Source organism: Fischerella sp., assembly GCF_013388695.1.
In the GTDB taxonomy this organism is placed as follows: Bacteria; Cyanobacteriota; Cyanobacteriia; order Cyanobacteriales; family Nostocaceae; genus PCC9605.
The window spans coordinates 35015-49241 of the sequence record NZ_JACAEU010000007.1 but is presented as its reverse complement, the minus strand read 5'-3'; the positions used below and the strand labels follow the sequence as shown (position 1 = coordinate 49241).

Annotated in this window: 10 protein-coding genes; 7 read left to right on the top strand and 3 right to left on the bottom strand. The window is 43.4% G+C overall.

The features are described 5' to 3' along the window. The first annotated feature begins 137 nt into the window (after positions 1-137). Positions 138-4145, top strand: a complete 4008-nt coding sequence (locus HXY43_RS00880; RefSeq protein ID WP_290878800.1) for a magnesium chelatase subunit H — start codon at positions 138-140, stop codon at positions 4143-4145. 424 nt (positions 4146-4569) lie between these two features. Here the strand turns inward: HXY43_RS00880 and HXY43_RS00875 are convergent, their stop codons facing one another. Next, entirely contained in the window at positions 4570-5034 is a 465-nt protein-coding gene (locus HXY43_RS00875) for a hypothetical protein (RefSeq protein ID WP_290878798.1), read from the bottom strand. A gap of 156 nt (positions 5035-5190) precedes the next feature. Here HXY43_RS00875 and HXY43_RS00870 point away from each other — a divergent pair, with 156 nt between their 5' ends. After that, a complete protein-coding gene (locus HXY43_RS00870) occupies positions 5191-5403 on the top strand; it encodes a type II toxin-antitoxin system HicB family antitoxin (protein WP_290878797.1) in 213 nt (70 codons plus the stop codon). 189 nt (positions 5404-5592) lie between these two features. Here HXY43_RS00870 and HXY43_RS00865 read toward each other — a convergent pair whose 3' ends face one another. Next, positions 5593-5784 carry a PIN domain-containing protein gene (locus tag HXY43_RS00865; protein ID WP_290878795.1) on the bottom strand — a complete coding sequence of 64 codons (192 nt, stop codon included), beginning with the start codon at positions 5782-5784 and terminating at the stop codon, positions 5593-5595. A gap of 338 nt (positions 5785-6122) precedes the next feature. Beyond that, complete coding sequence (locus HXY43_RS00860) at positions 6123-6317, bottom strand: hypothetical protein (RefSeq protein ID WP_290878793.1); 195 nt, start codon at positions 6315-6317, stop codon at positions 6123-6125. Positions 6318-6509: 192 nt separating this feature from the next. On the opposite strand from HXY43_RS00860, the gene HXY43_RS00855 reads away from it, so the two are divergent. The 5 genes from HXY43_RS00855 to HXY43_RS00835 all read left to right on the top strand — a co-directional run bounded on the left by HXY43_RS00855 (position 6510) and on the right by HXY43_RS00835 (position 14150). Then, positions 6510-6968, top strand: a complete 459-nt coding sequence (locus tag HXY43_RS00855) for a hypothetical protein (RefSeq protein ID WP_290878791.1) — start codon at positions 6510-6512, stop codon at positions 6966-6968. Positions 6969-7385: 417 nt separating this feature from the next. Next, positions 7386-7721: a type II toxin-antitoxin system HicB family antitoxin gene (locus tag HXY43_RS00850; protein ID WP_290878894.1), complete on the top strand. Its 336-nt coding sequence runs from the start codon at positions 7386-7388 to the stop codon at positions 7719-7721. A gap of 271 nt (positions 7722-7992) precedes the next feature. Beyond that, positions 7993-8244, top strand: coding sequence for a hypothetical protein (locus HXY43_RS00845; RefSeq protein WP_290878789.1), 252 nt, complete (start codon positions 7993-7995; stop codon positions 8242-8244). A gap of 446 nt (positions 8245-8690) precedes the next feature. Next, positions 8691-10124: a deoxyribodipyrimidine photo-lyase, 8-HDF type gene (locus HXY43_RS00840; RefSeq protein WP_290878787.1), complete on the top strand. Its 1434-nt coding sequence runs from the start codon at positions 8691-8693 to the stop codon at positions 10122-10124. Between the two features lie 108 nt (positions 10125-10232). Then, a complete protein-coding gene (locus HXY43_RS00835) occupies positions 10233-14150 on the top strand; it encodes a DUF2157 domain-containing protein (protein WP_290878786.1) in 3918 nt (1305 codons plus the stop codon). Positions 14151-14227 lie beyond the last annotated feature (77 nt).

Genomic DNA, 14227 nt, shown 5'->3' with positions numbered 1-14227 from the left:
CAAAAAATTTCATTGTTTATATCGTTTTGTGTCAGATAGGCGACAAAATCACCATCCAGTAAGCTTTTTCTGATAAAAAAAAGACTGAAGATTTCCTAAAGAAGAGTCAAGAACACGCATCAAAGGAGCCTATCTGCATGTTCACCCACGTCAAGTCCACCATTAGACACATAGCTCCTGATAACCTAAAGGGGCGTCATTTAATCAAGGTGGTCTATGTCGTGTTAGAGTCCCAGTACCAGAGTGCATTGTCACAAGCGGTCAGGGCAATTAACGCAAACAATCCCAACGTGGCGATTGAAATCAGTGGCTACTTGATAGAGGAACTCCGTTCGCCAGAGAACTACGATGAGTTCAAAAAAGATGTCGAGAGTGCCAATATCTTCATCGCCTCACTAATTTTTATAGAAGACTTAGCCCAGAAAGTAGCAGCAGCAGTACAACCGCATCGCGATCGCCTTGACGTTGCGGTAGTTTTCCCATCGATGCCAGAAGTAATGCGCCTCAATAAAATGGGCACCTTTTCAATGGCACAGTTAGGGCAATCTAAGAGTGCGATTGCCCAATTCATGCGTAAGCGCAAGGAAAAATCCGGCGCTGGGTTTGAAGACGCGATGCTCAAGCTACTAAGGACTCTGCCCCAAGTGCTAAAGTTCCTACCGATGGACAAAGCACAGGATGCCAGAAATTTCATGCTCAGCTTTCAGTATTGGCTGGGGGGTTCGCCAGAGAATCTGGAAAACTTCTTGCTGATGCTAGCTGATAAATATGTATTGAAAAATGTAGAGACGTTAAATTTAACGTCTCTACAATACGATGCACCGGTTGTTTACCCAGATATGGGAATTTGGCATCCTTTGGCAACAACAATGTACGAGGATGTCAGAGAGTATCTCAACTGGCATAACAGCCGCAAGGATATTCCCAAAGATTTGAAAGACCCCTTAGCACCCTGTATTGGCTTAGTGTTGCAGCGCACTCACCTAGTTACAGGTGATGATGCTCACTATGTGGCAATGGTGCAGGAATTAGAAGCGATGGGGGCAAGGGTAATTCCTGTGTTTGCTGGTGGTTTGGACTTTTCCAAGCCGGTAGATGCTTATTTTTATGAACCCACTACCAAGACACCCTTAGTAGATGGTGTAGTATCTTTAACTGGTTTTGCTCTGGTAGGCGGCCCGGCACGCCAAGACCATCCCAAAGCAATTGAAGCCCTCAAGCGCCTAAATCGTCCTTACATGGTAGCTTTGCCCTTGGTATTCCAAACTACTGAAGAGTGGATGGATAGCGATTTAGGCTTACACCCAATTCAAGTGGCGCTGCAAATAGCCATTCCTGAATTGGATGGGGCAATTGAGCCGATCATCTTATCAGGAAGGGATGGGGCAACAGGAAAAGCGATCGCTCTCCAAGACCGGATCGAAGCAGTAGCACAACGCGCTTTAAAATGGGCGAATCTGCGTCGCAAACCCAAGCTACAAAAGAAAGTTGCCATCACAGTTTTTAGTTTCCCACCAGATAAGGGTAATGTCGGAACTGCTGCTTACTTGGATGTATTTGGTTCCATCTATGAGGTGATGAAAGCCCTCAAGAACAACGGGTACGACGTGCAGGACTTGCCAGAAAATGCCCAGGCGCTGATGCAAGAAGTTATCCACGACGCCCAAGCACAATACAGCAGTCCAGAATTGAACATTGCCTATCGGATGTCAGTACCTGAGTACGAAGCACTTACCCCTTATTCCCAACGCTTAGAGGAAAACTGGGGGCCACCACCCGGACACCTCAACAGCGATGGGCAAAACCTGCTGGTTTATGGTAAACACTTTGGCAACGTCTTTATCGGTGTCCAGCCTACCTTCGGTTACGAAGGCGATCCGATGCGGCTGTTATTCTCTCGTTCCGCCAGTCCCCATCATGGTTTTGCAGCTTACTACACCTACCTAGAACAAGTTTGGAAAGCTGACGCCGTGCTGCACTTCGGGACGCATGGTTCCTTGGAATTCATGCCAGGTAAGCAGATGGGCATGTCTGGAGAATGTTACCCAGATAACTTGATTGGTACAATTCCCAATCTGTATTACTACGCAGCTAACAACCCCAGCGAAGCGACAATTGCTAAGCGTCGCGGTTACGCAGAAACTATTTCTTACCTAACTCCGCCTGCGGAAAATGCCGGACTGTATAAAGGTTTGAAGGAACTCAGGGATCTAATTGCTTCTTACCAAACCTTGAAAGACACCGGACGCGGTATTCCCATTGTTAACACCATCATGGATAAATGCCGGATGGTGAACCTGGACAAAGATATTAACTTGCCAGAAATCGACGCTAAAGATATGTCTGCTGAGGAGCGGGATAATATCGTTGGCATGGTGTATCGCAAGTTGATGGAGATAGAATCGCGACTGTTGCCTTGCGGTTTACACGTAATCGGCAAACCGCCGAGTGCAGAGGAAGCAATTGCCACGCTTGTTAATATTGCCGAGTTGGATCGTCCAGAAGGTGTAGAGACGTTAAATTTAACGTCTTTACAAAGCTTGCCCCGGATTATTGCTAATAGTGTTGGACGGGACATCGACGAGATTTATAAGAACAGCGACAAAGGTGTTTTAGAAGATGTCCAGCTGCTGCAAGACATCACAATGGCAACTCGCACCGCTGTTTCCGCCCTTGTTAAAGAGCAAACCGACGCTGAAGGACGAGTTTCTTTCGTTTCCAAACTCAACTTCTTTAATATGGGCAAAAAGGAACCTTGGGTGGAAGCATTGCATCAAGCAGGTTACACCAAGGTTGATCCTGCTGCACTCAAACCGCTGTTTGAGTATTTAGAATTCTGCTTGCAGCAAGTTTGCGCTGATAACGAACTCGGTGGATTACTCCAAGGTTTAGAAGGTGAGTACATTCTTCCCGGCCCTGGTGGCGATCCCATCCGCAACCCGGATGTATTGCCTACAGGTAAAAATATACACGCTCTCGACCCGCAAGCCATCCCCACTACTGCGGCGGTACAGTCAGCCAAAATCGTTGTAGACCGACTGCTAGCACGCCACATGGTAGAAAACGGCGGCCAGTATCCCGAAACCATTGCCTCTGTGCTTTGGGGAACCGATAATATCAAAACCTACGGAGAATCGCTGGCACAAATCATGTGGATGGTGGGTGTGCGTCCGGTTCCCGATGCCTTGGGACGGGTGAACAAGTTGGAATTGATACCTCTAGAAGAGTTGGGACGCCCAAGAATTGACGTGGTGATCAACTGTTCTGGCGTATTCCGCGACTTGTTTATCAACCAGATGAACCTGCTGGATCAAGCAGTAAAAATGGCGGCGGAAGCGGATGAGCCTGTGGAAATGAACTATGTCCGCAAACATGCTTTGCAACAAGCTGAGGAAATGGGGATCAACCTGCGTCAAGCAGCAACTCGTGTATTTTCCAATGCATCTGGTTCTTACTCGTCAAACATCAACTTGGCGGTAGAAAACAGCACTTGGGAAAGCGAAGCTGAGTTGCAGGAAATGTACCTGAACCGCAAATCTTTTGCCTTCAGTGCCGATAACCCCGGTACGATGGAAGAATCCCGGCAGATTTTTGAACGCACCTTAAAAACTGCTGAGATGACTTTCCAAAATCTCGACTCTTCCGAAATTAGCTTAACGGACGTTTCCCACTACTTCGACTCCGATCCCACCAAAGTTGTAGCAAGTCTGCGCGGTGATGGCAAAACACCAGCATCTTACATTGCAGATACAACCACCGCCAACGCCCAAGTACGGACACTATCAGAAACCGTACGTTTGGATGCCCGTACTAAATTATTAAATCCCAAGTGGTACGAAGGGATGCTGTCTCACGGTTACGAGGGTGTGCGGGAACTCTCCAAGCGATTGGTAAATACAATGGGTTGGAGTGCAACTGCTGGCGCTGTTGATAACTGGGTTTACGAGGATGTGAACACCACGTTTATCCAGGATGAAGAGATGCAAAAGCGGTTGATGAACATGAACCCCCATTCTTTCCGCAAGATTGTATCAACTTTGTTGGAAGTGAATGGACGCGGTTATTGGGAGACGAGTGAGAGTAATTTGGAAAAGTTACGGGAGTTGTATCAGGAGGTTGAAGATCGGATTGAGGGAATTGAGTAGGTTATAACTGTGTAGAAACGCCCAATGTAGAGACGCGCCATGGCGCGTCTCTACACCAACCCCAAACGCAGCCAATAGACCAATCCAATAAATTCGCCCCTCTAAAACCTGGTTCATTACAGGCTATTATTAACGCCTATAAATCATCTGTAACCCGCTGGTGTAGAAAGAATGAGCAACAAAATTTTGGCTGGCAATCTAGATTTTATGACCACATTATTCGTGCTGATGGTTCTTTAGATCGAATTCGAGAATACATTGTCAACAATCCTATCAAATGGGAAGATGACAAGGATAATCCAGCAAATTTGTGGATGTGACCAATGAACAGATGTCGATTATCAATACAGAAAATTTTGTAGAGACGTGCCATGGCACGTCTCTACATTTTTATCGTATACAAAAAAATTAATTAAGCCTATTTTCAAGATAAATTGAGTATAGTACAAACATGATTTTTAAACTTATCGAAACCATCGTTAGTATTCCAATACTTCTGAAAGGTAGGCAGAGTTTTTAACTCCATTACATCACCACTCTCATATCGAAGAACTTCATCGTAGCCAAATACCTGATTTGCTTTAGCTGAAGTAGGTGGACTTTCCCAGTTAATAGCCCAAATTGTTTCAACAATTCGATATATGTTAAAATCGCCTGGCCAAATATCATATTCTGATTTGTAATCTAGAACTTTTACCAAGTGAGTAACGTGACCTCTTTGTCTCAACAGAATTAAATCATCTTTTTGAGGTTTATCAGCGTTGGTTTTATTGTCTCTCCAATGGAGTTTGAAAAGATATCCAGCATTAAACTTTGAGTAAGCCCACCACTCATTGCCTTGAGGTGTTACGTTTTTAGTCCACTTTAGATTTTTTAAGTCCATCATCATCAAATCCTAAGATAAAAAAGATTCCCTTTATAGATAGTTCCCAAGTTTGGGTATGTAGCTAACTAGAGAATCCAAAAAATTAAATCAGGTTTAATAGCTTAAAAATACGTAATATAGTTGCATACAGAGAAATCAACTTAATCCAGGGACATAAATATGACGCTTCGCTATGAAATAATTCTCTACTGGAGTGAAGAAGATCAAGCATTTATTGCCGAAGTACCAGAATTACCAGGTTGTGCTGCTGATGGCGAAACCTACCAAGAAGCACTACACAATGTAGAAATTATTATGCAGGAATGGATAGAAACTGCTCAAGAATTGGGGCGTTCTATTCCTGAACCAAGACAGCGTTTGATGTCTGCCTAATTGATGAATACTAAAGTGCGATCGCTCTTCTTTCCCAAAATGCGATCGCCTTGTTTTTGAGGTTTTCTGCAAGGCGATCGCAGTATTAGGTATCGAAGCATAAAATCCAAGCATGACCTAACAATAGGGTATTTTTTGCGATCGCTCATCTTCCCCACAACGCGATCGCATTTTTACCACAAAATTAATTCAAGGCAAAATCTCAAAACTATCGCAATCTTTAGGTCTAAATAATCTAAAATCACGCTGATCTAAAGTCAGTATTTTTGTAATACCATAGCGTTCAGCTACAGCCATAACAGTTGCATCTACAAAATCAATCCGGGTATCTCCATAATCTTCCAATATTTCCGCCACACGCATTACATCTTGATCTGTCATTGGCAGTTGCAAATAAGCCTACTAATGGGTCAGAATCAGACGTAACATTCGATTTTGGCGATTCGGTTTCCAGGTATAGCTTAACCGCTTCATTGACTATTGATTCAGGAGATTGACCTCGTTGATGAGCAAGAGTGATTAATTTTTCTAGTAAAGTCTGTTCTGGTTTCCAGTTAAATGTAGCGTCCACAAGATAAACTTTTTTTCACTAACAACAAATTGATCATAACAATAAGGCAAGATGAGAGCGATCGCTCTCATCTTCTCCAAAATGTGATCGCCTCAATGAAATAAATCTAATTTCTTCCACCTTGAAGGCTCGTTCAGAGTTGGGGATGCTAGCAACTTATTTCGGCAGTCGCAATTATTGATTGTGTGAGTGCCATTGCTATTTCAGCGATCGCCATTGCTATTTCGACAGTCGCAATTATTGATTGTGTGAGTGCCATTGCTATTTCGGCAATTGCATTTATTGATTCAGCGATCGCCATTGCTATTTCGGCAATCGCATTTATTGATTTTGTGAGTGCCATAATCATTTCGGCAAGTGCCGTTACTGATTGTGTTCATCCCGAAACAACAAATCGACACAGATGAATGTGTATAAACACAGACAAATTCCCAATCATTGCGTTAAACCGTAGATTATTAAATCCACAAAACTACTCATCTCAGGTACAAGGGTATCCCATTATCTTGAAAGAGATGATTCAAGGAATACTCCCATGTCTCTAAAAACTCGCGGTTCTGCTGCTGTGGACAAAGCCCAACGTCGTCTCGCCCTGCTTAAATCCATTGATGAGCATCTGGATTTCGGACACGGATTAACCATTGAAGCCTACAGCCGCCTAATCGATGCCACCCGTGCCATGCTGGAAGCCCATAATACGCTGCTGTCCAATCTTGATGAATCTCGTAAGACGTTAACCCAGATGGACAAAGCACTCTCGCAAATGTCTGAACGGATGCTGAGTGGAGTCGCGACTATCTACGGCAAAAACAGCATCGAGTATGCAAAGGCAGGCGGTTCTAATCGCAAGCGGAGTAAAAAATCTATTTCACAAGTTCCTCCAGTTGTAGCGGTTCTTGCCACTCAATCAGCCCAAACTGCAACTGCGAACAAGTTAACTGACGGCAACGGCAGCTTGGGCGATCGCTCCGTCAGTCATGCGGATTCGGATTGAAAGGTTACGTGCCAAGCATTGACTGAGTTGTTGCGCTCAAGAATTAGGGCGTTCAATTCCTCAACCAAGACAAAGTTTGATGTCTGCTTAATTGATGAATACGAAAGTGCGATCGCTCTCATCTTATCCAAAATGCGATCGCTCTTGTCAAGATATCATATTGTGATATCATTTAATTAACTAGTAAAGAAACGGATAAAGGAGCAGTTAAATCGGTGAGAGAATTTTTGATCGAAGCAGGAATTGAACCTTTATAAATTTATGGCTAAACCTTGAAAATACTGAAATATAGTAACATACGTTAAACATTGCCCATATTCATAAAATTTTTAAAGCTTATTTATCTCATACAAAACGCTCAAAAATCAGAAACATTCCACAAATTCAGATAGATTTTTATTTACTGATAAAGCCATGATGACTTACAAAGGATACACAGCCAGTATTGAAGTAGATATAGAAGCCGGAATCCTTTTTGGACGTGTATTAGACATTAAGGATGTAGTGACATTTAAGGCGAAAACTATTGACGAAGCGCGTCAAGAATTTGAAAATTCTGTTGATGATTATCTAGCTTTTTGCGAAGAATTAGGAGAAGAACCTGATAAACCTTTTTCTGGAAAACTTCCCTTTCGTACTACCCCTGAAAAACACCGAAAAATTTTTATTGCTGCCAAAAAGGCTGGTACAAGCATAAACGCTTGGATGGATCAGGTTTTGACAGTAGCCGCAGATCAAGCCATTAATACTTAGTACAGCTTTGCATAAAATCGTAGCTTTTTTAAACGCACGCCTGTAGCGGAGTAAGCGCACTAGGGCGTGTTTTCAAACTCTTAGATCCCCCCTAACCCACGGCAGTCGCTCATGGGGGAAACCCCCTGTTCTGCGCGCTGCCTCCCCTTCCCAAGGGGGATTTAGGGGGATCTGAAAATCTGGGATAGTGTTAGGAGTAGTTTGAAAACAGACCCTAGGGGCGCAGAGTCTTTCTTTGACCTAAATTTGAAATAATTGAAGAGGTCTGAACATGAAAACCAAACGCGAGAGAGAAGAAATTAAAACTATTAACGAAAATCTTAGAGCTATTGCCTACAGTATGGACTTGCTAATACCAGGATTTTATTTTTGGTGTCCATATTTCACTATTAGAATTGGCGGTGCAAGACCCGATGATAACCCTTACAGATATCCCGGCAAAATTCACAGTTCTGTAGGTATCGGAATAGTGCTACCAGGATACAAAATATTTACGACGTACCAGGGTAGCTATGACGCTTGATAAGCACACGATACAAGGTTTAGCTGCATTTACGAGTAAAACTTTATCGTCAAACGAGTTTGAAAAACTGATGGTTAATGCTGGATATTTTGAAATAGGAACCGCACCCGCGCAAGGTGGAAGAATAAAAATATGGTGGTCACACGATAGTTATCCAAGAGTCGAATCTATCTACAGTCCCGATAAAAGTACTGTAATAAAAATATGAAAAATCCTAGTGTTCCATTTGTTTGTATTTACTGTAATAGTCCAAATTTTGAATACATACAACGCGAAAATATTAACTGGCAAATGCGAACGTTTATCCATCTAATCACATTGATAAAGCTATGATGACTTATATTGCGATCGCCCTACCCCCAACCCAGTAGAATTTTCCAACAGACTGATGCTAACTAGCACTATTAAGTCTAATCTAGTACAGGTGAACTATGTAATGTAAATGCATGTCTGACTTAATTCTGTTTTGGCATCGTCGCGATTTACGTATCTCTGATAATACAGGACTTGCTACTGCACGACAACGCAGTGCAAAAGTTGTGGGTGTGTTTTGCCTCGATCCAAATATTCTCGAACGGGATGATGTAGCGCCTGTGCGAGTAACTTACATGATTGGCTGTTTGCAGGCACTACAAAAGCGATATGCTCAAGCTGGTAGCCAGTTGTTGATACTCCACGCCAACCCGACGCAAGCAATTCCTGCACTGGCGGCGGCATTGGGTGCAAAAGCTGTATTCTGGAATTGGGATGTTGAACCCTACGCCCAAGAACGCGATCGCAGTATCATTGATGCACTCCAAGAAAAAGGAATCGAGTTTCTAGAGAATAACTGGGATCAGATTTTGCACCCACCAGAAGATATCCGCACTGGTTCCAATCAACCTTACACTGTTTATACTCCCTTCTGGAAGAATTGGATTAGCAAAGCAAAAGCGAAACCAGTAGAAACTCTGGAAAATGCCGAGGGTTTAACGGAAGCAGAAAAAGAAATTGCCAAGACTGCTGGAGTGATTGAACTGCCTTCAGCCAAAGACTTAGGATTTGTCTGGGATGGAGAATTAATTATTGCCCCAGGGGAGGAAGCCGCGCAAGAACGTTTAGAGGAATTTTGCGATCGCGCTATTAATGAATATCAAGAACAGCGGAATTTTCCAGCGATTGATGGCACATCGCGACTGAGTGCAGCATTAAAATTTGGGGCGATCGGCATTCGTACTGTCTGGCAAGCGACACAGGAAGCCTTAGAAAACAGTCGCAGTGAAGAAACAGAAACTAACATTCGCACCTGGCAACAAGAACTGGCGTGGCGAGAGTTCTATCAACATGCTATGTATAACTTCCCAGAATTAGCAGAAGGTGCTTTCCGCGATACTTTCAAAAACTTTCCTTGGGAAACTAATGAAGAACATTTCCAAGCTTGGTGTGAGGGTAGAACAGGTTATCCTATCGTTGACGCAGCGATGCGTCAGTTGAATGAAATTGGATGGATGCACAACCGTTGCCGAATGATTGTTGCCAGTTTCTTGACAAAAGATTTGCTGATTAATCCTCAAATGGGTGAAAAATACTTTATGCAGAAACTCATTGATGGGGATTTATCTGCAAACAACGGCGGTTGGCAATGGAGTGCTTCTAGTGGGATGGACCCTAAGCCAGTACGTATTTTTAACCCTGCCAGTCAAGCGCAAAAATTCGATCCAGAAGGTGAATATATTCGGCAATGGGTTCCTGAATTAGGTTCTCTGGATACAGAATACTTAATTACTGGTAAAATTACACCTTTGGAGCGTCGAGCTATTGATTATCCCCTTCCCATTGTGGATCACAAACAACAACAAAAACTGTTTAAAGAACGTTATCAACAGCAAAAAGCTGGATAACGAGTTTGGAAATAATCATTAAGTCAGCGGCACAAGTGGCACAGCTAGAGCGAAAATATAGTTGGAGAAAATGATGATTTAAGTATCTTAGCTGCATTGCTACTACTTATGTCATCCCCCCTTGACCGCTCACTCAAAATTGAAGTCAGGCTGCTATCCTACCATCCGCAGTTATTGCAAGGACTTGATATCTGGCTGCGCTTGGGCTTGATATCTGATGCCCAAGTTCGGCAGCTATGTCGAGAGTTTCTTGTCTGTGCAGTGGTGTTAGAACCTCGGGTGCAACCGGAACCTGAAAAAGCAACTGTTACTTCCGAATCTGTAATTTCGCCACCAGAACCGACACAACCCAATGTCCTAGCAGAAATATTGCAGTCACTGGTTTCAGAATTAAGTGTCCGCTGGCTGCTTTTTTTAGGGGTATTTCTGGTAGTGCTGTCTTCTGGGGTACTTGCAGCCAGCCAGTGGGAAAGATTCCCTGCATCAGGACAGTATGGCGTTTTGTTCGCTTATACCCTGAGTTTCTGGGGAATGAGTTTTTGGACAGCTAAGCAAAGTAACCTGCGATTAACGGCGCAGACATTGCTGATTGTCACGCTTTTATTGGTGCCAATAAATTTTTGGGCAATGGATAGCTTCGGGTTGTGGCAGAATCCTGTGAACTGGATAGTAGTGGCGATCGCTTCTATTTGCCTAACAGCTATTACAGTATTTACCAGCAAAATTCGCTTGTTGGCTGCTAATTTCCCCAATCAGAAATTATTTTTGGTAAACATTCTTGGACTGAGTTATCTGCACTGGGGTTGGAATTTACCAGGATTTCCCTTTATTTCCCTTTATTTGGCAGTGGTGGGAACTACTCTCATTACTGTTTATCAAACTCGTTTGCCATCACAACAAATAGATAGACAGAGTGGTAATGGTATTAGTTTGCCTGCCTCTGTCGTAATTTATGCATTACTAGTGTTGCTAGCCCGGGGGATTTTTATTGCCCACGTAGATGTTACGCGGTTGGGTTTAGCTGTTGGTATTTGCGGTTGGCTGCTAACTTGGTTGGCACTATCGAAAGGTGTAGAGACGCGCCATGGCGCGTATCTACAAGCCCCATCTGTACCTTGGCAACTCATCGGCGGTATTTTATTATTCCTCGGTTGGTTAATTACAGTAGCATCTCATCCTTGGCAGGCAATAGGTGTAAGCGGTTTGAGTTTGTGGTTTTTCAGTCGTCGCTTGCAACTGTATAACCTCAAATGTGACTTTGTAGCTATTTTTGCCATTGGTTTAGAGACACTTTGGCTGGGTTGGCGGTTAGTACCTTACGGAGTGCAAAAATGGGCGATCGCCACTGCAACTCAACTCACCAATTCGCACAATCATCCTTGGGCGTTACTAAGTATTGCTTTATTTCCCTATGTAATTTTAATGGTGGCGTTGACAGATAAGCTGTACTGCACTCGTAGAAGAGAAATAGCTAAGTTTGGTGAACAGCTAACATTGGCTTTTGCCTCTGCGTTAACCGTAATTGCTTTAGTTAACCCAGCATTGCGATCGCTAAATCTACTTCTATCCACAATTACTTTAGCAATTGTCACACAAAGGTACATGTATCGCGACAGAGGAACAAGGGAACAAGCAGATATTGTTGCAGATCCCTCATCTTTGTCCTTCCCTGTCTCCCCAACCTTAATATTTCTCACTCATATCACCGGAGTGTTGACGCTGTGTTCGATCGTTGATTGGGTGTTCCCAAATCTGAGTAATGAAATCTGGGCAACTATTTTATTAGTCATGATGGTAGCCGAGTGGCTATTTAGTCTTGGTTATGGTTGGTGGCAACGTAGTGCTTGGTATATTGGGTTGGGACTAGCTGCAATTAGTTTTTACCTACTTTGGGTAAATGCTGACTTAGCCTGGAGAAACTATGCTGCTAGTAACGCCAGTTGGGGGTTGATTTGGTTGATTACTCCCCTAACTCTTACAGGTGTCGCTAGTCGTAGTGGTGGAGAAAAGCGAGATTTTACCACTGTCTTGAGTGTCATCGGGTTGGGAATTACCCAGTTACTAACTTTACCTGTAGCTACAGCCAGATTAATCGGTTTGACAGTTGCTGCGGCTTTGATGTTTGTCAATACTAGTTTTTTAAGAAACAATCGCTTTGCGGTAATTACAGTTGGCTTTGTTCTGAGTGCGATCGCCACCTTGCTGTGGGAAGGCGTACCCGGTTTCCCGAAACTATCAGTACAAGGGTGGTTTGTAGTCGGGGCAATAACTATCTTATGTTTATGGTTGACTCGCACAGCACTGCGGCAAAGAAGTAATGAATTAGCAAATATTTATGCAGTTGCCACAGATAGATTGGCGATCGCATTAACTGGTGTAGAGTTATTGAGTTTGACACTGCACTCTGTCTGGGTTTACCAACAAGTTACAACTCCTGGATTGTTGTATGTAGCTGCTAATGTCATCATGCTGGCAGCCATAATTTATCGCAGTTGGCGAGAACCAACAAATTTTGCCTTTTATGGCATTGGTTGGTGTTTAGAATTGATAATTGCCGAGTTGCTTGCTTTTGGTGAACGTTCGACTATTCAAATTGCGATCGCTAATATTGCTTTAGGTTTGATAACTCAGCTATTTGGAGAATGGTGGCAAAGGCGACACCGCTTAGATAACCTTCCTAGCAGCTTTCACATTCTACCCCTCATCTATGCAGGCTTTAGTATAGTCCTGCGCTTGAATACGTTTACCAACTGGACGGGTTTGGCTTCTTTGGGTGTAGCTGTAATTGCGATCGGGGTAGGGCGACGCCGCCAAGAATTTAAACCTCTGGTGTACCTAGGAGTTATTGGCATATCAATTTCTGCCTATGAACTTTTGTTCTATCAAATGCTGCAAGCTTCGGGGGGTGCGTGGGGCGATGGTTTAATTGCGATGTCAGCTTTAGGCACAAGCATCATGTATGCCTATCGTATATTGTCCCCTTGGCTGGTCAATTATTTACGACTGACACGACAAGAATTAAAAGTGATTGCCCATCTGCATTGGGCTTGGAGTAGTTTTTTGCTAATAGTTGCGATCGCCGCACCCATCCAAGTTAACCGCCTCTTGGGTTTAGGAACAGGCATATTTTTGATTCGTTACGCCATCTTTCAAGGAAGATTTCCACAGCCAAGAGAAAACAACAGTAACTTTGCGTCAGTCGTTACACCTGATGAAATCTGGGTTTACCTGGGGTTATTAGAAGTAGCTGCGATGAGGGTTTTTTGGCGAGAAACGGCTGTGGGACAATGGTTTGCTGGGCCGTTAGTACCTTGGAATGCTGCGATCGCCTGTGTGGTTGCCTATTTCCTCTACATCTTACCTTGGGAAACTTGGGGTTGGTCGAAAAGACCTTGGCAAAGAGCCGCCTACATCATACCACTAATACTTTTATGGGAAACCAGGCTGCTAATTCATCCAATTGCTTTGCTGTTAACAGCTGGGTTTTATGCCTTCCTCGCCAAATTTAGCAATCAATTCCGTGTCACTTACATCAGCGTAGCGTTGATTGATTGGGCTATTTTCCGCTGGTTTGCTGAGTTGGGTTTGAATGATAGTTTATGGTATGTGACAGTAATCGGCTTATCCCTACTATATGTTGCCCAATTTGATCCCCAACTAAGACAACCAGAAATGAAAGCCAGCCGTCACTACTGGCGATTGCTAAGTAGCGGCTTAATTTGTGGGTGGGCAATTTTATTTCATCAAGATACAGCCCTGATACCAGGAATCTTCAGTCTGATCGCCATCTTTGCAGGCTTAGGTTTGCGAGTGCGGGCTTTTCTTTACGTTGGTACAGCCACATTTATCATCACCGCTTTTTATCAATTGGTTCTTTTTAGTTTGCGCTACCCATTCTTTAAATGGATTATTGGCTTAGTAGTAGGTATCATGCTAATTTCCATCGCCGCCAACTTTGAAACTCACCGCGCCCAGTTAAATTCCCTACTTCGCAGTACCAGCGATAAATTTCAAGATTGGGAGTAGGTGAATAAATAGACAACTGCTGCATCAAATCAAACATCAAGTAAAATCAAAAGTTATGCCACAAACCCCATCCGATC